This is a genomic window from Streptomyces mayonensis (assembly GCF_018982965.1).
Classification (GTDB): Bacteria; Actinomycetota; Actinomycetes; order Streptomycetales; family Streptomycetaceae; genus Streptomyces; species Streptomyces mayonensis.
Genome location: NZ_JACBYP010000100.1, coordinates 14379 through 31109 on the forward strand (window position 1 = coordinate 14379; position 16731 = coordinate 31109).

Below are 16731 nucleotides of genomic sequence, written 5' to 3' on the forward strand. Positions count from 1 at the left end.
GTGGACGGCACGGGGAGCTGCACCCGGCGACGTCCGAGAACAGTTTATCGGTCGCACTCTGCCACGGGCCCACCTGTCTCAGCTCTCGGGAGGGCTGTGACCTGCGGCACGGGCATTCTGCCCAGAACGCGGCGTCCTTGGCCAGGGTCGCCACGCTCGAAAACGCGGGGTTCGCCAGGTCCGTGGGGTGATTCGCGAGGTCCGTGGGGTGAAAGGTGCGTTCAGTGGAGTGAATGGTTCATCCGGCCAGCCGTTCCGCCACGAGGTCCCAGACCGTTTCCGCCAGCGCCTCCTTGGGGCCGTGGGCCACCGGGGTCTCGCTGCCGTCGGCGCCGAGGACCACGGCCTCGTTCTCCTCGGAGCCGAAGGTCTTGCGTTCGCCCACCTCGTTGACCACGAGCAGGTCGCAGCCCTTGCGCTCGAGCTTGGCCCGGCCGTTGACCAGGACGTCGTCGGTCTCGGCGGCGAAGCCCACGACCACCTGGCCGGGGCGGGCCCGGGTCGCGGAGATCTCCGCGAGGATGTCCGGGTTGCGCACCAGGGAGATCGGCGCGGGTTCCTGGCCGTCCTCCTTCTTGATCTTGCCGGTGGCGTACGTCGCCGGCCGGAAGTCCGCCACCGCCGCGGCCATGACGACGGCGTCGGCGTCCGCGGCCGCGCGCAGCACCGCCTCGCGCAGCTCCACCGCGGTGCCCACCGGGACCACGTCCACGCCGGCCGGGGCGGGCAGCGACGCGTTCGCCGCGAGCAGGGTGACGCGGGCGCCGCGGGCGGCGGCGGTGCGGGCAAGGGCGTAGCCCTGCTTGCCGGACGAACGGTTGCCGAGGAAGCGGACCGGGTCGAGGGGCTCCCGGGTGCCGCCGGCGCTGACGACGACGTGCCGCCCGGCGAGGTCCGGCTTTTGCACGCCACGGGCCAGCACCCGGCGGCACGCCTCGAAGATCTCGCCCGGGTCGGGCAGCCGGCCCTTGCCGGTGTCGACACCGGTGAGGCGGCCGACGGCCGGCTCGACGACGACCGCGCCGCGGCGGCGCAGCGTCGCCACGTTCTCCTGGGTGGCCGGGTGCTCCCACATCTCGGTGTGCATGGCGGGGGCGAAGACGACCGGGCAGCGGGCCGTGAGGAGCGTGTTGGTGAGGAGGTCGTCGGCGAGGCCGTGGGCGGCCCTGGCGAGCACGTCCGCGGTGGCCGGGGCGACGACGACCAGGTCGGCGTGCTGGCCGATGCGCACGTGCGGGACCTCGTGGACGTCGTCCCACACCTCGGTCGAGACCGGGTTGCCGGACAGAGCCGACCAGGTGGCGGCCCCGACGAAGTGGAGCGCCGAGGCGGTGGGGACGACGCGGACCTCGTGCCCCGACTCCGTGAACCTGCGCAGCAGCTCACAGGCCTTGTACGCGGCGATGCCGCCGCTGACCCCCAGTACGACCTCGGTCTTGTCCACCGTCTCTCCCGACCTCTCCCCGACTCGGCTGTCACGCTCGGCTCCGGTGCCCGGCTGCCGCGCAGGACCATCACACACCACAGGCCCGGCGGACGGGCCGCCGGGCCTGTGGAAAAGTCAGCATAAGGCTGAAGATCTTACCGCCGATGTACCGCGTACCGCCGATACCGCCGGTAGTACCGCCGGTAGTACCGCCGGTACTACTGCGCCGGACCCTCGATGGCCTCGGAGGTCAGCAGCCCCGCGTTGATCTCGCGCAGAGCGATCGAGAGCGGCTTCTCGTGGACGTGGGTGTCGACGAGCGGACCGACGTACTCGAGGAGGCCCTCGCCGAGCTGCGAGTAGTACGCGTTGATCTGGCGGGCCCGCTTGGCCGCGTAGATCACGAGGCTGTACTTCGAGTCCGTGGCCTCGAGGAGCTCGTCGATCGGCGGGTTGATGATGCCCTCGGGCGCGGAGATGGGAGAGGACACGCTCTACCTTCCGATGGATGGGAAAGAATTCAGTCGGGACGACCGGTCGAGGTGATCGGCCAGCTGATCGGTCGTGATCAGCAGACCACTCACGATCACACGACGTTCGTCAAGGCTAGCAGCTCGCGCGCCACATCCTCGACGGAGGTGTTGACCAGGGTCTGGTCGAACTCCGGCTCGGCCGCCAGCTCGACCCTGGCCGCGGCGAGGCGGCGCTCGATCACCTCCTGCGACTCCGTGCCCCGCCCGGTGAGCCTGCGCACCAGCTCCTCCCAGGAGGGCGGGGCCAGGAACACCAGCCGGGCCTCGGGCATGGACTCGCGGACCTGGCGGGCGCCCTGGAGATCGATCTCCAGAAGCACCGGCTCACCGGCCTCCAGCCGCTCCAGCACCGCCGCGCGCGGCGTGCCGTAGCGGTTGCCGGCGAACTCGGCCCACTCGAGCAGCTCGCCGTTGGCGATCAGCTTGTCCATCTCCTCGTCGGTGACGAAGAAGTAGTGCACACCGTGCTGCTCGCCGGGCCGGGGCCGGCGGGTCGTCGCCGAGACCGACAGCCATACCTCGGGGTGTTCCTTGCGCATATGGGCGACGACCGTGCTCTTGCCGACCCCCGAGGGGCCGGAGAGCACGGTCAGTCGCGGACGTGCGTCCGGGGGTACGGGGGACGTCCCCCGGGGTGTTGCAGCCATGCAGCGATTATTCCAGCAATCCCGGAGTGGTCCGGACTCAGCTGCCGGTGCTGCCGAACTCGCGCTCCAGGGAGGCGATCTGGTTGGAGCCGAGACCGCGCACGCGACGGCTCTCGGAGATGCCCAGACGCTCCATGATCTGCTTGGCGCGGACCTTGCCCACGCCCGGCAGGGACTCGAGGAGGGCGGAGACCTTCATCTTGCCGATGACGTCGTTCTTCTGTCCCTGCTGGATGACCTCGTGGAGGGAGGCACCGGAGTGCTTGAGTCGATTCTTGACCTCGGCCCGCTCCCGGCGAGCCGCGGCGGCCTTTTCGAGCGCGGCTGCGCGCTGTTCAGGGGTAAGGGGCGGAAGAGCCACGCCTACGTCACCTCGGATGTCGAACTGTCGGATACGGACCGGTGAGGAACCTAGTCGCCCCACACCTGGTGAGCCACGAGCAACACGCTTGCCCGTTGACTCTCGACGGAGACTAGCGGTCAAGTCCGCCAGAGTCAGCGAGAACAGCGGAAAAGTCCTGGTCAGCCTCCGTCAGGCCAGACATTTTGGACATATTGCCTCTGATTTGAGGATGTATTCAGCGTCGGGGCGGAGTCAGAGCGCCGTGAGCGCCGTCCTGATCTCCTCCGCGAAACGGTCCGAGGCCGTCCGCAGGGCGCGCACATCGGGCCCGTGACGCAGAACACCCCGGCTGACGCTGGGCACCACGTTGCGCACCGCGGCCCCGAACACCCGGGGCAGATCGGCCGGCGTGGCTCCCTGGGCCCCGATGCCCGGGGCGAGCAGCGGACCGTTGACGTCCAGGTCGTACGCGGACAGGTCGCCGAGGGTCGCGCCGACCACCGCGCCGAAGGAGCCGAGGGGCTCCTCCCCCGCGTTCTCGGCGGCCAGGTGGGCCAGCATCGTCGCCCCGACGCCGCGTCCGTCGTCCCGGACCGCGCGCTGGACCTCGCCGCCCTCCGGGTTGGAGGTGAGCGCCAGCACGAACAGGCCGGCGCCGCTCTCGCGGGCCAGGTCGACGGCCGGCTTCAGGGAGCCGTAGCCGAGGTACGGGGAGACGGTCAACGCGTCCGAGAACAGCGGTGCGTCCGTGTGCAGGAACGACTCCGCGTAGGCGGCCATGGTCGAGCCGATGTCGCCGCGCTTGGCGTCCATGACGACCAGCGCACCCGCCGAGCGCGCCTCCTGGACCGACTTCTCCAGCACGGCGACGCCGCGCGAGCCGAAGCGCTCGAAGAAGGCGCTCTGCGGCTTGAGGACGGCGACCCTGCCTGCCACCGCCTCCACGACGGTGCGGCTGAAGCGCTCGAGCCCCGCCACGTCGTCGTTCAGGCCCCACTCGGCGAGCAGGGAGGCGTGCGGGTCGATGCCGACGCACAGCGGCCCGCGCTCGTCCATCGCGCGGCGCAGGCGCGCGCCGAAGGGTTCCCACACCGTCGTCCCGGTCATCCGGACTTCCTCACGTCGGCGCCGACCGCGTCGGCGAGGGTGGCGTAGGGGCTCTGCCGCAGGCGTGCGGCGAGCCCCTTGTGGAGGTGGCGGGCGTAGAACGGCCCCTCGTAGATGAAGGCGCTGTAGCCCTGGACCAGCGTCGCCCCGGCGAGGATGCGCTGCCAGGCGTCCTCGGCGGTCTCGACACCGCCGACGCCGACCAGGGTGATCCGGTCCCCCACGCGCGCGTAGAGGCGCCGCAGCACCTCCAGGGAGCGCGCCTTGAGGGGGGCGCCGGACAGTCCGCCGGTCTCCCGGACCAGGGCGGGCGAGGAGGTCAGGCCGAGTCCCTCGCGCGCGATGGTGGTGTTGGTGGCGATGATGCCGTCCAGGCCCAGCTCCACGGCCAGGTCGGCCACCGCGTCCACGTCCTCGTCGGCGAGGTCCGGCGCGATCTTGACCAGCAGCGGGACGCGCCGGGCGGTCACCGCGCGGTCGGCGGCCTCGCGCACGGCGCGCAGCAGCGGGCGCAGCGCCTCGGTCGCCTGGAGGTTGCGCAGCCCGGGCGTGTTGGGCGAGGAGACGTTGACGACCAGGTAGTCGGCGTGCGGGGCCAGCCGCTCGGCGGACTTCACGTAGTCGGCGACGGCGTCCTCCTCCGGGACGACCTTGGTCTTGCCGATGTTGACGCCGACGACGGTCCGGAAGGCGGGCGTACGGGAGGCGAGGCGGGCCGCGACGGTCAGCGAGCCGTCGTTGTTGAAGCCCATGCGGTTGATCAGCGCCCGGTCGTCCACGAGACGGAACAGCCGCTTCCTGGGGTTGCCGGGCTGCGGCTCCCCCGTCACGGTGCCGATCTCGACGTGGTCGAAGCCGAGCATCGCCATGCCGTCGATGGCGACCGCGTTCTTGTCGAAGCCGGCCGCGAGCCCGAAGGGCCCGTGCATGCGCAGGCCCAGGGCCTCGGTGCGCAGTTCCTTGTGGCGGGGCGCGAGCGCGGCCGCTGCGAAGGTGCGCAGGACGGGGACGCGGGCGGCCAGGCGGATCCAGCGGAAGGCGAGGTGGTGGGCCTGCTCCGGATCCATGCGGGAGAAGACGAGCTTGAAGAAGGTCTTGTACATGTGTCCTCGGGAAACTCTGTGCCCGCGAAGCAGTCGAGCCGCTCCGGGCCTCATGAAGAGGGGGACACCGTTTCCGGTGTCCCCCTCGTGGGCCGCTAGTCGCGGGCCGCGGTCAAGAACTCGGCGTGTTCCTGGAGCGAGCGGACTCCCACCTCGCCCCGGCCGAGGGCGTCGATGCCCTGGACGGCCGCCGCGAGCGCCTGGACCGTGGTCAGGCAGGGCACGGAGCGGGCCACGGCCGCCGTACGGATGTCGTAGCCGTCGAGGCGGCCGCCGGTGCCGTACGGGGTGTTGACGATGAGGTCGACCTCGCCGTCGTGGATGAGCTGGACGACGGTCTTCTCGCCGTTCGGCCCGGTGCCCTCGGACTGCTTGCGCACCACGGTGGCGTTGATGCCGTTGCGCCTGAGGACCTCGGCGGTGCCGGAGGTGGCCAGCAGCTCGAAGCCGTGGGCGACCAGCTCGCGGGCCGGGAAGATCATCGAGCGCTTGTCGCGGTTGGCGACCGAGATGAACGCCCGTCCCGTGGTCGGCAGGGGCCCGTAGGCGCCCGCCTGCGACTTGGCGTACGCCGTGCCGAAGACGGAGTCGATGCCCATGACCTCGCCGGTGGAGCGCATCTCCGGGCCGAGGACCGTGTCGACGCCGCGGCCGTGGACGTCCCGGAAGCGGGACCACGGCATGACGGCCTCCTTGACGGAGATCGGCGCGTCCAGCGGCAGGTCGCCGCCGTCGCCCTGGGCCGGGAGCAGTCCCTCGGCGCGCAGCTCGGCGATGGTCGCGCCCAGCGAGATCCGCGCCGCGGCCTTGGCCAGCGGCACCGCCGTCGCCTTCGAGGTGAAGGGGACGGTGCGCGAGGCGCGCGGGTTGGCCTCCAGGACGTAGAGGATGTCCCCGGCCAGCGCGAACTGGATGTTGATCAGGCCGCGCACGCCGACGCCCTTGGCGATGCCCTCGGTGGAGGCGCGCAGCCGCTTGACGTCGAAGCCGCCCAGGGTGATCGGGGGCAGGGCGCACGCCGAGTCGCCGGAGTGGATGCCGGCCTCCTCGATGTGCTCCATGACCCCGCCCAGGTACAGCTCCTCGCCGTCGTACAGGGCGTCGACGTCGATCTCGATCGCGTCGTCCAGGAACCGGTCGACGAGGACCGGCCGGGACGCGCCGATCTCGGTCGACTCGGCGATGTAGGCCTCCAGCCGGGTCTCGTCGTAGACGATCTCCATGCCGCGTCCGCCGAGGACGTAGGAGGGCCGCACCAGGACCGGGTAGCCGATCTCGTCGGCGATGGACTTGGCCCCGGCGAAGGTGGTGGCGGTGCCGTGCTTGGGGGCGGGGAGCCCGGCCTCGGCCAGCACCTGTCCGAAGGCGCCGCGGTCCTCGGCGGCGTGGATGGCCTCGGGCGGGGTGCCGACGACCGGCACGCCGTTGTCCTTGAGCGCCTGGGAGAGGCCGAGCGGGGTCTGGCCGCCGAGCTGCACGACCACGCCCGCGACCGGACCGGCCTGCTGCTCGGCGTGGACGATCTCCAGGACGTCCTCCAGGGTGAGCGGCTCGAAGTACAGCCGGTCGGAGGTGTCGTAGTCGGTGGAGACGGTCTCCGGGTTGCAGTTGACCATCACGGTCTCGTACCCGGCGTCGGAGAGCGCGAAGGAGGCGTGGACGCAGGAGTAGTCGAACTCGATGCCCTGGCCGATGCGGTTCGGGCCGGAGCCCAGGATGATGACGGCGGGCTTCTCGCGCGGCGCGACCTCGCTCTCCTCGTCGTAGGAGGAGTAGAAGTACGGCGTCCGCGCGGCGAACTCGGCGGCGCAGGTGTCGACCGTCTTGTAGACGGGGCGGATGCCGAGCGCGTGCCGGACCTCGCGGACGACGTCCTCGCGCAGGCCGCGGATCTCGCCGACCTGCTGGTCGGAGAAGCCGTGCCGCTTGGCCTCGGCGAGCAGGCCGGCGGTCAGCTCGGGCGCGGCGGCCAGCTCGTCGGCGGTCTCCTTGATGAGGAAGAGCTGGTCGACGAACCAGGGGTCGATCTTCGTGTACGCGAAGACCTCCTCGGGCGTGGCGCCCGCGCGGATGGCCTGCATGACGGCGTTGATGCGCCCGTCGGTGGGCCGGACCGCGTCCTTGAGCAGCTCCACCTTGTCACCGGTCTCGCCGACGAAGGTGAACTGGCTGCCCTTCTTCTCCAGCGAGCGCAGCGCCTTCTGGAAGGCCTCGGTGAAGTTGCGGCCGATGGCCATGGCCTCGCCGACCGACTTCATGGTGGTGGTCAGCGTGGAGTCGGCGCTCGGGAACTTCTCGAAGGCGAACCGCGGCGCCTTGACGACCACGTAGTCGAGGGTCGGCTCGAAGGAGGCCGGGGTCTCCTGCGTGATGTCGTTCGGGATCTCGTCGAGGGTGTAGCCGACGGCGAGCTTCGCGGCGATCTTGGCGATGGGGAAGCCGGTCGCCTTGGAGGCCAGCGCGGAGGAACGCGACACGCGCGGGTTCATCTCGATGACGATGACGCGGCCGTCCTCGGGGTTCACCGCGAACTGGATGTTGCAGCCGCCGGTGTCGACGCCGACCTCGCGGATGATCGCGATGCCGACGTCGCGCAGCACCTGGTACTCGCGGTCGGTCAGCGTCATCGCGGGCGCGACGGTGATCGAGTCGCCGGTGTGCACGCCCATGGGGTCGAAGTTCTCGATGGAGCAGACGACCACGACGTTGTCGTTCCTGTCGCGCATCAGCTCCAGCTCGTACTCCTTCCAGCCGAGGATGGACTCCTCCAGGAGCACCTCGGTGGTCGGCGAGAGGGTCAGGCCCTGGCCGGCGATGCGGCGCAGCTCCTCCTCGTCGTGGGCGAAGCCGGAGCCGGCGCCGCCCATGGTGAAGGAGGGGCGGACGACGACGGGGTAGCCGCCGAGTTCCTCGACGCCCTTGAGGACGTCGTCCATGGAGTGGCAGATGTAGGAGCGGGCGGACTCGCCGTGGCCGGTCTTCCTGCGGACCTCCTCGACGACCTCCTTGAACAGGTCGCGGTCCTCGCCCTTGTTGATGGCCTCGACGTTGGCGCCGATCAGTTCCACGCCGTACTTCTCGAGCACGCCGTTGCCGTGCAGGGAGATGGCGGTGTTGAGGGCCGTCTGGCCGCCCAGGGTGGGCAGCAGCGCGTCGGGCTGCTCCTTGGCGATGATCTTCTCGACGAACTCGGGGGTGATCGGCTCGACGTAGGTGGCGTCGGCGATCTCCGGGTCGGTCATGATCGTCGCCGGGTTGGAGTTCACGAGGATGACCCGCAGGCCCTCGGACTTCAGCACCCGGCACGCCTGGGTGCCGGAGTAGTCGAACTCGGCGGCCTGGCCGATGACGATCGGGCCGGAGCCGATGACCAGGACGGACTGGATATCGGTGCGCTTAGGCACGCTGGCCCTCCATGAGGTTCACGAAGCGGTCGAACAGGTAGGCGGCGTCGTGCGGGCCCGCTGCCGCTTCGGGGTGGTACTGGACGCTGAAGGCCGGCCGGTCGAGGAGCTGGAGGCCCTCCACCACGTTGTCGTTGAGGCAGACGTGGGAGACCTCGGCGCGGCCGTAGGGGGTCTCGGAGACCTGGTCGAGCGGCGCGTCGACGGCGAAGCCGTGGTTGTGCGCGGTGACCTCGACCTTGCCGGTCGTACGGTCCTGCACCGGCTGGTTGATGCCGCGGTGGCCGTACTTCAGCTTGAAGGTGCCGAAGCCGAGCGCGCGGCCCAGGATCTGGTTGCCGAAGCAGATGCCGAAGAGCGGGGTGCCGCGCTCCAGGACGCCCCGCATGACGGAGACCGGGTGGTCGGCGGTGGCCGGGTCGCCGGGGCCGTTGGAGAAGAACACGCCGTCGGGCTCGACCGCGTAGACGTCGTCGACGGTGGCCGTGGCGGGCAGGACGTGCACCTCGATGCCGCGCTCGGCCATGCGGTGCGGGGTCATGCCCTTGATGCCGAGGTCGACGGCGGCGACGGTGAACCGCTTCTCGCCGATCGCCGGGACGACGTACGCCTCGGTGGTGGCGACCTCGGCGGAGAGGTCGGCGCCGGTCATCTCGGGGGCCTCCTGGACGCGGGCCAGCAGCGCGGCGTCGTCCTGGACCGCGTCGCCGCTGAAGATGCCGACGCGCATGGCGCCGCGCTCGCGCAGGTGGCGGGTGAGGGCGCGGGTGTCGATGCCGGAGATGCCGACGACGCCCTGGGCGGCCAGCTCGTCGTCGAGGGTGCGCCGGGAGCGCCAGTTGGAGGGCACGCGCGCGGGGTCGCGCACGACGTATCCGGAGACCCAGATCTTCCTGGACTCCATGTCCTCGTCGTTGATCCCGGTGTTCCCGACGTGCGGGGCGGTCATCACGACGACCTGGCGGTGGTACGACGGGTCGGTGAGGGTCTCCTGGTAGCCGGTCATGCCGGTGGAGAACACGGCTTCGCCGAAGGTGGCCCCCACGGCCCCGTAGGCACGGCCGCGGAAGATCCGGCCGTCCTCCAGGACGAGTACGGCGGGAGTCCGGTGGGCTCCCCTGGTGGAGGTCGTCATCGTGCGCCTTCCGTTTCCGTCTTGTTGATCATGTCGTTCAGGGTGTCGACCCACTCGTTGTGCTCGGCCGCGTGGTCGGAGCGGAAGCCGGAGTCGATCTCCTTGTCGCCGTGGGCCCAGGTGACGACGAGCAGGCCGCCCTCGGTGAGGACCTTGCCGGCGATGCCCTTGTCGAGCCGGGCCTCGCGGAGCTGGGCGAGCGGGACGAAGAAGTCGGCGGCGCCGGGGCGTACGACGTCAAGGCCCGCGTCCGTCAGGGTGAGCTCGACCCGGCTGCGGGTGCCCAGGCCGTGCGCGACGATGCGGTCCAGCCAGTGCCCGGCGGTGGTGGAGCCGTGGTAGCGGCCGCTCATCGTCAGTTTCGCGGTGCCCGGCTCGTCCGGCGCGGCCGGCAGCTCCGGCAGGTCGCCCTGGAGCGTGCCGCGCCACTTCCAGCCCTCGCGCATCAGCCAGTAGACGAGCGCGACGAAGAGGCCGAGGCCGACGACCCAGCCGACGCGGGCGGCCCAGTCGGTCACTTCCGCCGATTCCTTCTCGGCGGCCAGCAGGATTACCGGTGCTGCAGATGTCACGTGAGCTTCCCGTCGACGAGCGTGGCCTTGCCCCGCAGCCACGTGTGCGTCACACGGCCCGGCAGCTCACGACCCTCGTACGGGGTGTTGCGGCTGCGCGAGGCGAAGCCCGCGGGATCCACCTGGCCACGGTATGCCGACTCGACGAGGGTGAGGTTGGCGGGCTCACCAGCCGAGACGGGACGGCCGTGCCCGGTGGCCTGTCCGATCTGCGCGGGCTTGAAGGACATCCGGTCGGCGACGCCGGCCCAGTCCAGCAGGCCCGTGTCCACCATGGTCTCCTGCACCACCGACAGCGCGGTCTCCAGGCCGACCATCCCCATGGCGGCGGCGGCCCACTCGCAGTCCTTGTCCTCGTGCGGGTGCGGGGCGTGGTCGGTGGCGACGATGTCGATGGTGCCGTCGGCGAGCGCCTCGCGCAGCGCCATGACGTCGCGCTCGGTGCGCAGCGGCGGGTTGACCTTGTAGACCGGGTCGTACGAGCGCACCAGCTCGTCGGTGAGGAGCAGGTGGTGCGGGGTGACCTCGGCGGTGACGTCGATGCCGCGGGACTTGGCCCAGCGGACGATCTCGACGGACCCGGCGGTCGACAGGTGGCAGATGTGGACGCGGGAGCCGACGTGCTCGGCGAGCAGCACGTCCCGCGCGACGACCGACTCCTCGGCGACGGCGGGCCAGCCGCCGAGGCCCAGCTCGGCGGAGACGACGCCCTCGTTCATCTGGGCGCCCTCGGTGAGCCGGGGCTCCTGGGCGTGCTGGGCGACGACGCCGCCGAAGGCCTTCACGTACTCCAGGGCGCGGCGCATGATCACGGCGTCGTGGACGCACTTGCCGTCGTCGGAGAAGACGGTGACGCCGGCCGCGGACTCGTGCATGGCGCCCAGTTCGGCGAGCTTGGCGCCCTCCAGGCCGACGGTGACGGCGCCGACGGGCTGCACGTCGCAGTAGCCGGACTCCTGGCCGAGCCGCCAGACCTGCTCGACGACGCCGGCGGTGTCGGCGACCGGGAAGGTGTTGGCCATGGCGAAGACGTTGGTGTAGCCGCCGCTCGCCGCGGCGCGGGTGCCGGTGAGGACGGTCTCGGAGTCCTCGCGGCCGGGCTCGCGCAGGTGGGTGTGGAGGTCGACCAGGCCGGGGAGCAGCACCTTGCCGTCCGCCTCGACGACCTCGGCGCCCTCGGCGGACAGGTCCCGGCCGACCTCGGCGATCGTCGTGCCGTCGATCAGGACGTCCTGCGGCTCGCCGCCGAGCACCTTCGCACCGCGGATCAGGGTCTTGCTCATGTTCTTACTTCTCCTCGGTGGGGCGGGCGTGGGACACGGCGGGTTCGTTGCCGCCGAGCAGCAGGTAGAGGACGGCCATCCGGATGGAGACGCCGTTGGTGACCTGTTCGACGGCGGTGCAGCGGTCGGAGTCGGCGACCTCGGCGGTGATCTCCATACCGCGGACCATCGGGCCGGGGTGCATCACGACGGCGTGGTCGGGCATCTTCGCCATGCGGTCGCCGTCGAGGCCGTAGCGGCGGGAGTACTCGCGCTCGGTCGGGAAGAAGGCCGCGTTCATCCGCTCGCGCTGCACGCGCAGCAGCATCACCGCGTCGGACTTGGGCAGCGTCGAGTCGAGGTCGTAGGAGACCTCGCAGGGCCAGCTCCCGACGCCGACCGGCAGCAGGGTGGGCGGGGCGACGAGGGTGACCTCGGCGCCGAGGGTGTGCAGCAGGTCGACGTTGGAGCGGGCGACGCGGCTGTGCAGGATGTCGCCGACGAGGGTGATGCGGCGGCCCTCCAGGTCCTTGCCGAGCCCGGCGTCGCGGCCGACCAGGCGGCGGCGCATGGTGAAGGCGTCGAGCAGGGCCTGGGTGGGGTGCTGGTGGGTGCCGTCGCCGGCGTTGACCACGGCGGCGTCGATCCAGCCGGAGGTGGCCAGGCGGTAGGGGGCGCCCGAGGCGCCGTGCCGGATGACGACGGCGTCGACGCCCATGGCCTCCAGGGTCTGGGCGGTGTCCTTGAGGGACTCGCCCTTGGAGACGCTGGAGCCCTTGGCGGTGAAGTTGATGACGTCCGCGGACAGCCGCTTCTCGGCGGCCTCGAAGGAGATCCTGGTCCGGGTGGAGTCCTCGAAGAAGAGGTTGACGACGGTGCGGCCGCGCAGGGTGGGCAGTTTCTTGATCGGCCGGTCCGCGACCCGGGCCATCTCCTCGGCGGTGTCGAGGATCAGGACGGCGTCGTCGCGGGTGAGGTCGGCGGCCGAGATGAGATGACGCTGCATCTGTCAGGCTCCGTAGGGCGAGTCATGCGGAAGAGCGGGATAATTCGGGCGGCCTGGCGTGCGCGGGGGCACACCCAGCAGGCGTACGGCACGGGTGGGCGCGTACGCGGGGTGCTACGGGTGGGCGCCCGGGGCGGCCGGCTTGGCGCCGAGCAGGACGGTGTCGCGGCCGTCCTCCTCGGCGAGCAGGACCTTGACCGTCTCCCGCAGCGACGTCGGGAGGTTCTTGCCGACGTAGTCGGCGCGGATGGGCAGCTCGCGGTGGCCGCGGTCGACGAGGACCGCGAGCTGTACCGCGCGGGGGCGTCCGATGTCGTTCAGCGCGTCGAGGGCGGCGCGGATGGTGCGGCCGGAGAAGAGCACGTCGTCGACGAGGACGACGAGGCGGCCGTCGATGCCGTCGCCGGGGATCTCGGTGCGGGCGAGGGCGCGCGGCGGGTGCATGCGCAGGTCGTCGCGGTACATGGTGATGTCGAGCGAGCCGACCGGGATCCCCCGCTCGGTGATCTGCTCCAGCTTGTCGGCGAGCCGCCGGGCGAGGAAGACGCCCCGGGTCGGGATGCCGAGGAGCACCACGTCGTCGGCGCCCTTGGCGCGTTCGACGATCTCGTGGGCGATGCGGGTGAGGACCCGTGCGATGTCGGGCCCCTCCAGAACGGGCCGGGCCTCGGGCCCCGCACCCTGCCGCTCGTCGTTCGGCGCGGCTTTGTGCTGCTTGTCCATACGAAACGGACCCCCTTCTCCGCCTCACGGGACGGACCTTAAAGGACGTCGGATTTGCGCCACCTACCGTAGCAGGCCCTCGGCGGCGCCCCGACGCCCCGTCCCCGATCCCCCTTGTCACTCGTGCGACGCGCTCGCGTCACCCGTCCGGGTCAACGGCGGGCGAATACCACGGAAGAGCCGGTGCGGACCATTCGGCTTGACGCGGGAGAGTAACGCTGCGTAACCTCACAGTGAGTTACCAGCCGCGCGGCCGACATACAGAGCCGACCGCGTCGACACCTTGTCCGGGGAGCCATATGTCCAGCGAATACGCCAAACAGCTCGGGGCCAAGCTCCGGGCCATCCGCACCCAGCAGGGCCTTTCCCTCCACGGTGTCGAGGAGAAGTCACAGGGCCGCTGGAAGGCCGTGGTGGTCGGGTCCTACGAGCGCGGCGACCGTGCAGTGACCGTGCAGCGCCTCGCCGAGCTGGCGGACTTCTACGGCGTTCCGGTGCAGGAGCTGCTGCCGGGCACCACCCCGGGCGGCGCCGCCGAGCCGCCGCCGAAGCTGGTCCTGGACCTGGGCCGGCTGGCCACGGTGCCGGCCGAGAAGGCGGGCCCGCTCCAGCGGTACGCGGCCACGATCCAGTCGCAGCGCGGCGACTACAACGGCAAGGTGCTCTCGATCCGCCAGGACGACCTGCGCACCCTCGCCGTCATCTACGACCAGTCGCCCTCGGTCCTCACCGAGCAGCTGATCAGCTGGGGCGTGCTGGACGCGGACGCGCGCCGCGCGGTGGCGTCCCACGAGGAACTCTGACCTCACCCGCCCAGCAGAAACGTGCCGCCGGGGTGGCCGGAACCGTTCGTTCGGTCCCGGCCACCCCGGCGGTTTTCACGCTGTGCGAAAAGTCCCCCGCGACACCTGCGGAGCTACTCGCGGCGCAGCGAGGGCTTCAGGTCCTTCAGCCGGCCGAGCAGGCCGTTGACGAACGCCGGCGAATCGTCCGTGGAGAACTCCTTCGCCAGCTGCACCATCTCGTCCAGCACGACGGCGTCCGGGGTCTCGTCGACCCAGACCAGCTCGTACGCGCCCAGACGCAGGATGTTGCGGTCGACCACCGGCATCCGGTCGAGCGTCCAGTCGACCGCGTACTGCGCGATCAGCTCGTCGATGCGCACGGCATGCGCGGCGTAGCCCTCGACCAGCTCCATCGTGTACTCGCTCACCGGCGGCTGCCGGGTGTCGGACCGGGAGTGCCGGACCCAGTCGGCGAGCACGGTCAGGACGTCGGCGCCGCGCTGGTCGCCCTCGAAGAGGATCTGGAAGGCGCGCTTGCGGGCCGTGTTGCGAGCAGCCACGGTTAGCTGTTCACCCGGCCGAGGTAGTCGCTCGTACGGGTGTCGACCTTGATCTTCTCACCGGTGGTGATGAAGAGCGGGACGTTGATCTGGTGACCGGTCTCCAGCGTGGCCGGCTTGGTACCGCCCGTGGAACGGTCGCCCTGCACGCCCGGCTCGGTCTCCTGGACGGTCAGCTCGACGGCGGCCGGCAGCTCGACGAAGAGCACCTCGCCCTCGTGCTGCGCGACGGTGGCCTCGAAGCCCTCGACGAGGAAGTGGGCGGCGTCGCCGACGACCTTGCGGTCGACGTGCAGCTGGTCGTACGTCTGCATGTCCATGAAGACGAAGTAGTCGCCGTCCATGTACGAGAACTGCATGTCACGCTTGTCGACGGTGGCCGTCTCGACCTTGACGCCGGCGTTGAAGGTCTTGTCGACGGTCTTGCCGGACAGCACGTTCTTGAGCTTGGTGCGCACGAAGGCCGGGCCCTTGCCGGGCTTGACGTGCTGGAACTCGACGACGGACCAGAGCTGGCCGCCTTCGAGCTTGAGCACCAGGCCGTTCTTGAGGTCGTTCGTGGAAGCCACGGTTGGGGAATCTCCTGGACTGGACTGACGTGGACGACCCTGGGTTGCGCGCGCAGGCGAGGCTAGAGCGCGAGCAGCTCCTTGGTCGTGATGGTGAGTAGCTCGGGTCCGCCGTCCGCCTCGGGGCGCACGACGAGCGTGTCATCGATCCGGACCCCGCCCCGGCCCGGGAGGTGGACCCCCGGTTCGACGGTGACCGGCACACAAGCGTCCAGTTTACCCATGGCCGCGGGGGCCAATTGAGGGTCCTCGTCGATTTCGAGTCCCACGCCGTGCCCGCTGAGGGCCGGAAGGTGCTCCGCGTACCCCGCGGAGTCGAGTGTCTGGCGGGCTGCGCGGTCCACGTCACGGCAGGCCGTGCCGGGTACGAGGGCTTCCCGCCCGGCCCGCTGAGCGGCGAAGACAAGGTCGTACAGCTCGATCTGCCAGTCGGCCGGCGAGGTGCCGATGACGAACGTGCGGCCGATCTCGCACCGGTAGCCGCGGTACGTCGCGCCGAGGCAGACCGAGAGGAAGTCGCCCTCCTCCACGCGCCGGTCGGTGGGCCGGTGGCCGCGGCGCCCGGAGTTCGGGCCGGTGCCGACGGAGGTGGCGAAGGCGGGGCCGTCGGCGCCGTGGTCGACCAGCCGGCGTTCCAGTTCCAGGGCGAGATGGCGTTCGGTGCGGCCGACCAGGATGGACTCCAGGAGTTCCCCGAGGGCCTGGTCGGCGATCTCGGCGCCGATGCGCAGGCAGGAGATCTCCTCCTCGTCCTTGACCACCCTGAGCTGCTCGACGGCCTGGCCGAGGTCGGTCAGGTGCAGCCGTGGTGCGACGGAGCGCATGGCACGGTGCCGGACCACGGTGAGGTGGTGGTCCTCCGTGGCGAGCGACTCGGCGCCCTGGGCCTCGGCGAGGCCGGTGGCGGCGACCGCGGGGTCCCCGCCGGGTCCCGGCAGGGCCCGCACCGGCAGTGACGCGTCGGGTCCGGCCTGGGCCGGCCGGTCCTCCGGTGGGTCGGAGCAGACCAGCAGGTCCTCGGTCCTGCCGAGCAGCAGTACGGCGCCGTGCGGGGCGGCGCCCGCGAGATAGCGCACGTTGGCGGGCCGGGAGACGAGCGCCGCCGCGCTGCCGCCCGCGTTGCAGCGTTCCCGTAGGCGTGTCCGGCGGGCCGCGTAGACCTCTGACATGGACCGAGCGTATGGCTCCGCCGGGGGGTGCGCCGCTCGGGTGGGCCGAGTGGGCGGGGCCGGGGAACGCCGGGTGCGCCGATCGGGGCGGAGCTGTCGTGACGCGGCGTCTGCCCGCAGGTGGAGGGTGCGGTGGCCCGGCGTGCACACGCCGATGGAGGTTGCCGTGACGGGGCGTCTGCACGCCGTGGGGCGGCTGCACGCCGGTGCGGGGTGCCGTACGCGGCGCGGCTGCACGCCGTGGGGCGTTGCCGTGACGCGGCACCTGCGCGCCGGTGGGCAGGTTGCCGTGGCGCGGCGCATCTGCACACCGTGGGGCGGCTGCACGCCGGTGCGGGGTGCCGTACGCGGCGCGGCTGCACGCCGTGGGGCGTTGCCGTGACGCGG

16 protein-coding genes are annotated in these 16731 nt (G+C 71.3%); 1 reads left to right on the top strand and 15 read right to left on the bottom strand.

What is annotated here, in order from left to right:
* Positions 1 to 238 precede the first annotated feature (238 nt).
* The 12 genes from coaBC to pyrR all read right to left on the bottom strand — a co-directional run bounded on the left by coaBC (position 239) and on the right by pyrR (position 13261).
* A complete protein-coding gene (coaBC, locus tag HZS56_RS28765; RefSeq protein ID WP_216723722.1) occupies positions 239 to 1444 on the bottom strand; it encodes a bifunctional phosphopantothenoylcysteine decarboxylase/phosphopantothenate--cysteine ligase CoaBC in 1206 nt (401 codons plus the stop codon).
* A 200-nt stretch (positions 1445 to 1644) separates the two neighbouring features.
* Positions 1645 to 1917 carry a DNA-directed RNA polymerase subunit omega gene (gene rpoZ / locus HZS56_RS28770; RefSeq protein WP_031035771.1) on the bottom strand — a complete coding sequence of 91 codons (273 nt, stop codon included), beginning with the start codon at positions 1915 to 1917 and terminating at the stop codon, positions 1645 to 1647.
* Between the two features lie 95 nt (positions 1918 to 2012).
* Complete coding sequence (gene gmk / locus HZS56_RS28775; protein WP_216723723.1) at positions 2013 to 2606, bottom strand: guanylate kinase; 594 nt, start codon at positions 2604 to 2606, stop codon at positions 2013 to 2015.
* 37 nt (positions 2607 to 2643) lie between these two features.
* Positions 2644 to 2967, bottom strand: a complete 324-nt coding sequence (locus HZS56_RS28780; protein WP_016572363.1) for an integration host factor — start codon at positions 2965 to 2967, stop codon at positions 2644 to 2646.
* Between the two features lie 234 nt (positions 2968 to 3201).
* Positions 3202 to 4056, bottom strand: a complete 855-nt coding sequence (gene pyrF / locus HZS56_RS28785) for an orotidine-5'-phosphate decarboxylase (protein ID WP_216723724.1) — start codon at positions 4054 to 4056, stop codon at positions 3202 to 3204.
* Positions 4053 to 5159 carry a quinone-dependent dihydroorotate dehydrogenase gene (locus HZS56_RS28790; RefSeq protein WP_216723725.1) on the bottom strand — a complete coding sequence of 369 codons (1107 nt, stop codon included), beginning with the start codon at positions 5157 to 5159 and terminating at the stop codon, positions 4053 to 4055. The genes pyrF and HZS56_RS28790 overlap by 4 nt, the downstream gene beginning before the upstream one ends.
* A 95-nt stretch (positions 5160 to 5254) precedes the next feature.
* On the bottom strand, positions 5255 to 8563 hold the full coding sequence (carB, locus tag HZS56_RS28795; RefSeq protein WP_216723726.1) for a carbamoyl-phosphate synthase large subunit: 3309 nt from the start codon (positions 8561 to 8563) through the stop codon (positions 5255 to 5257).
* The gene (carA, locus tag HZS56_RS28800; protein WP_216723727.1) at positions 8556 to 9698 is read right to left on the bottom strand and encodes a glutamine-hydrolyzing carbamoyl-phosphate synthase small subunit; all 1143 of its coding nucleotides are present in this window, start codon (positions 9696 to 9698) and stop codon (positions 8556 to 8558) included. The genes carB and carA overlap by 8 nt, the downstream gene beginning before the upstream one ends.
* Positions 9695 to 10270, bottom strand: a complete 576-nt coding sequence (locus HZS56_RS28805; RefSeq protein ID WP_216723728.1) for a PH-like domain-containing protein — start codon at positions 10268 to 10270, stop codon at positions 9695 to 9697. Before HZS56_RS28805 ends, carA begins: the two co-directional genes overlap by 4 nt.
* A complete protein-coding gene (locus HZS56_RS28810; RefSeq protein ID WP_216723729.1) occupies positions 10267 to 11553 on the bottom strand; it encodes a dihydroorotase in 1287 nt (428 codons plus the stop codon). Before HZS56_RS28810 ends, HZS56_RS28805 begins: the two co-directional genes overlap by 4 nt.
* A 4-nt stretch (positions 11554 to 11557) precedes the next feature.
* The gene (locus HZS56_RS28815) at positions 11558 to 12538 is read right to left on the bottom strand and encodes an aspartate carbamoyltransferase catalytic subunit (protein WP_216723730.1); all 981 of its coding nucleotides are present in this window, start codon (positions 12536 to 12538) and stop codon (positions 11558 to 11560) included.
* A gap of 114 nt (positions 12539 to 12652) precedes the next feature.
* A complete protein-coding gene (gene pyrR, locus HZS56_RS28820) occupies positions 12653 to 13261 on the bottom strand; it encodes a bifunctional pyr operon transcriptional regulator/uracil phosphoribosyltransferase PyrR (protein WP_216723731.1) in 609 nt (202 codons plus the stop codon).
* Between the two features lie 299 nt (positions 13262 to 13560).
* Here pyrR and bldD point away from each other — a divergent pair, with 299 nt between their 5' ends.
* Entirely contained in the window at positions 13561 to 14064 is a 504-nt protein-coding gene (gene bldD, locus HZS56_RS28825) for a transcriptional regulator BldD (RefSeq protein WP_031035750.1), read from the top strand.
* A 113-nt stretch (positions 14065 to 14177) separates the two neighbouring features.
* On the opposite strand, the gene nusB is transcribed toward bldD, so the two are convergent.
* The 3 genes from nusB to HZS56_RS28840 form a co-directional block, all read right to left on the bottom strand.
* On the bottom strand, positions 14178 to 14606 hold the full coding sequence (nusB, locus tag HZS56_RS28830; protein WP_216723732.1) for a transcription antitermination factor NusB: 429 nt from the start codon (positions 14604 to 14606) through the stop codon (positions 14178 to 14180).
* A 2-nt stretch (positions 14607 to 14608) separates the two neighbouring features.
* On the bottom strand, positions 14609 to 15175 hold the full coding sequence (efp, locus tag HZS56_RS28835; RefSeq protein ID WP_216723733.1) for an elongation factor P: 567 nt from the start codon (positions 15173 to 15175) through the stop codon (positions 14609 to 14611).
* Positions 15176 to 15237: 62 nt separating this feature from the next.
* On the bottom strand, positions 15238 to 16344 hold the full coding sequence (locus HZS56_RS28840) for an aminopeptidase P family protein (protein WP_216723734.1): 1107 nt from the start codon (positions 16342 to 16344) through the stop codon (positions 15238 to 15240).
* Positions 16345 to 16731: the final 387 nt, after the last annotated feature.

Coding starts and splice junctions, on each gene's coding strand:
- gmk (WP_216723723.1), bottom strand. CDS start 2,606: ATGGCTGCAACACCCCGGGGGACGTCCCCCGTACCCCCGGACGCACGT.
- HZS56_RS28790 (WP_216723725.1), bottom strand. CDS start 5,159: ATGTACAAGACCTTCTTCAAGCTCGTCTTCTCCCGCATGGATCCGGAG.
- HZS56_RS28840 (WP_216723734.1), bottom strand. CDS start 16,344: ATGTCAGAGGTCTACGCGGCCCGCCGGACACGCCTACGGGAACGCTGC.
- HZS56_RS28815 (WP_216723730.1), bottom strand. CDS start 12,538: ATGCAGCGTCATCTCATCTCGGCCGCCGACCTCACCCGCGACGACGCC.
- carA (WP_216723727.1), bottom strand. CDS start 9,698: ATGACGACCTCCACCAGGGGAGCCCACCGGACTCCCGCCGTACTCGTC.
- pyrF (WP_216723724.1), bottom strand. CDS start 4,056: ATGACCGGGACGACGGTGTGGGAACCCTTCGGCGCGCGCCTGCGCCGC.
- HZS56_RS28810 (WP_216723729.1), bottom strand. CDS start 11,553: ATGAGCAAGACCCTGATCCGCGGTGCGAAGGTGCTCGGCGGCGAGCCG.
- pyrR (WP_216723731.1), bottom strand. CDS start 13,261: ATGGACAAGCAGCACAAAGCCGCGCCGAACGACGAGCGGCAGGGTGCG.
- bldD (WP_031035750.1), top strand. CDS start 13,561: ATGTCCAGCGAATACGCCAAACAGCTCGGGGCCAAGCTCCGGGCCATC.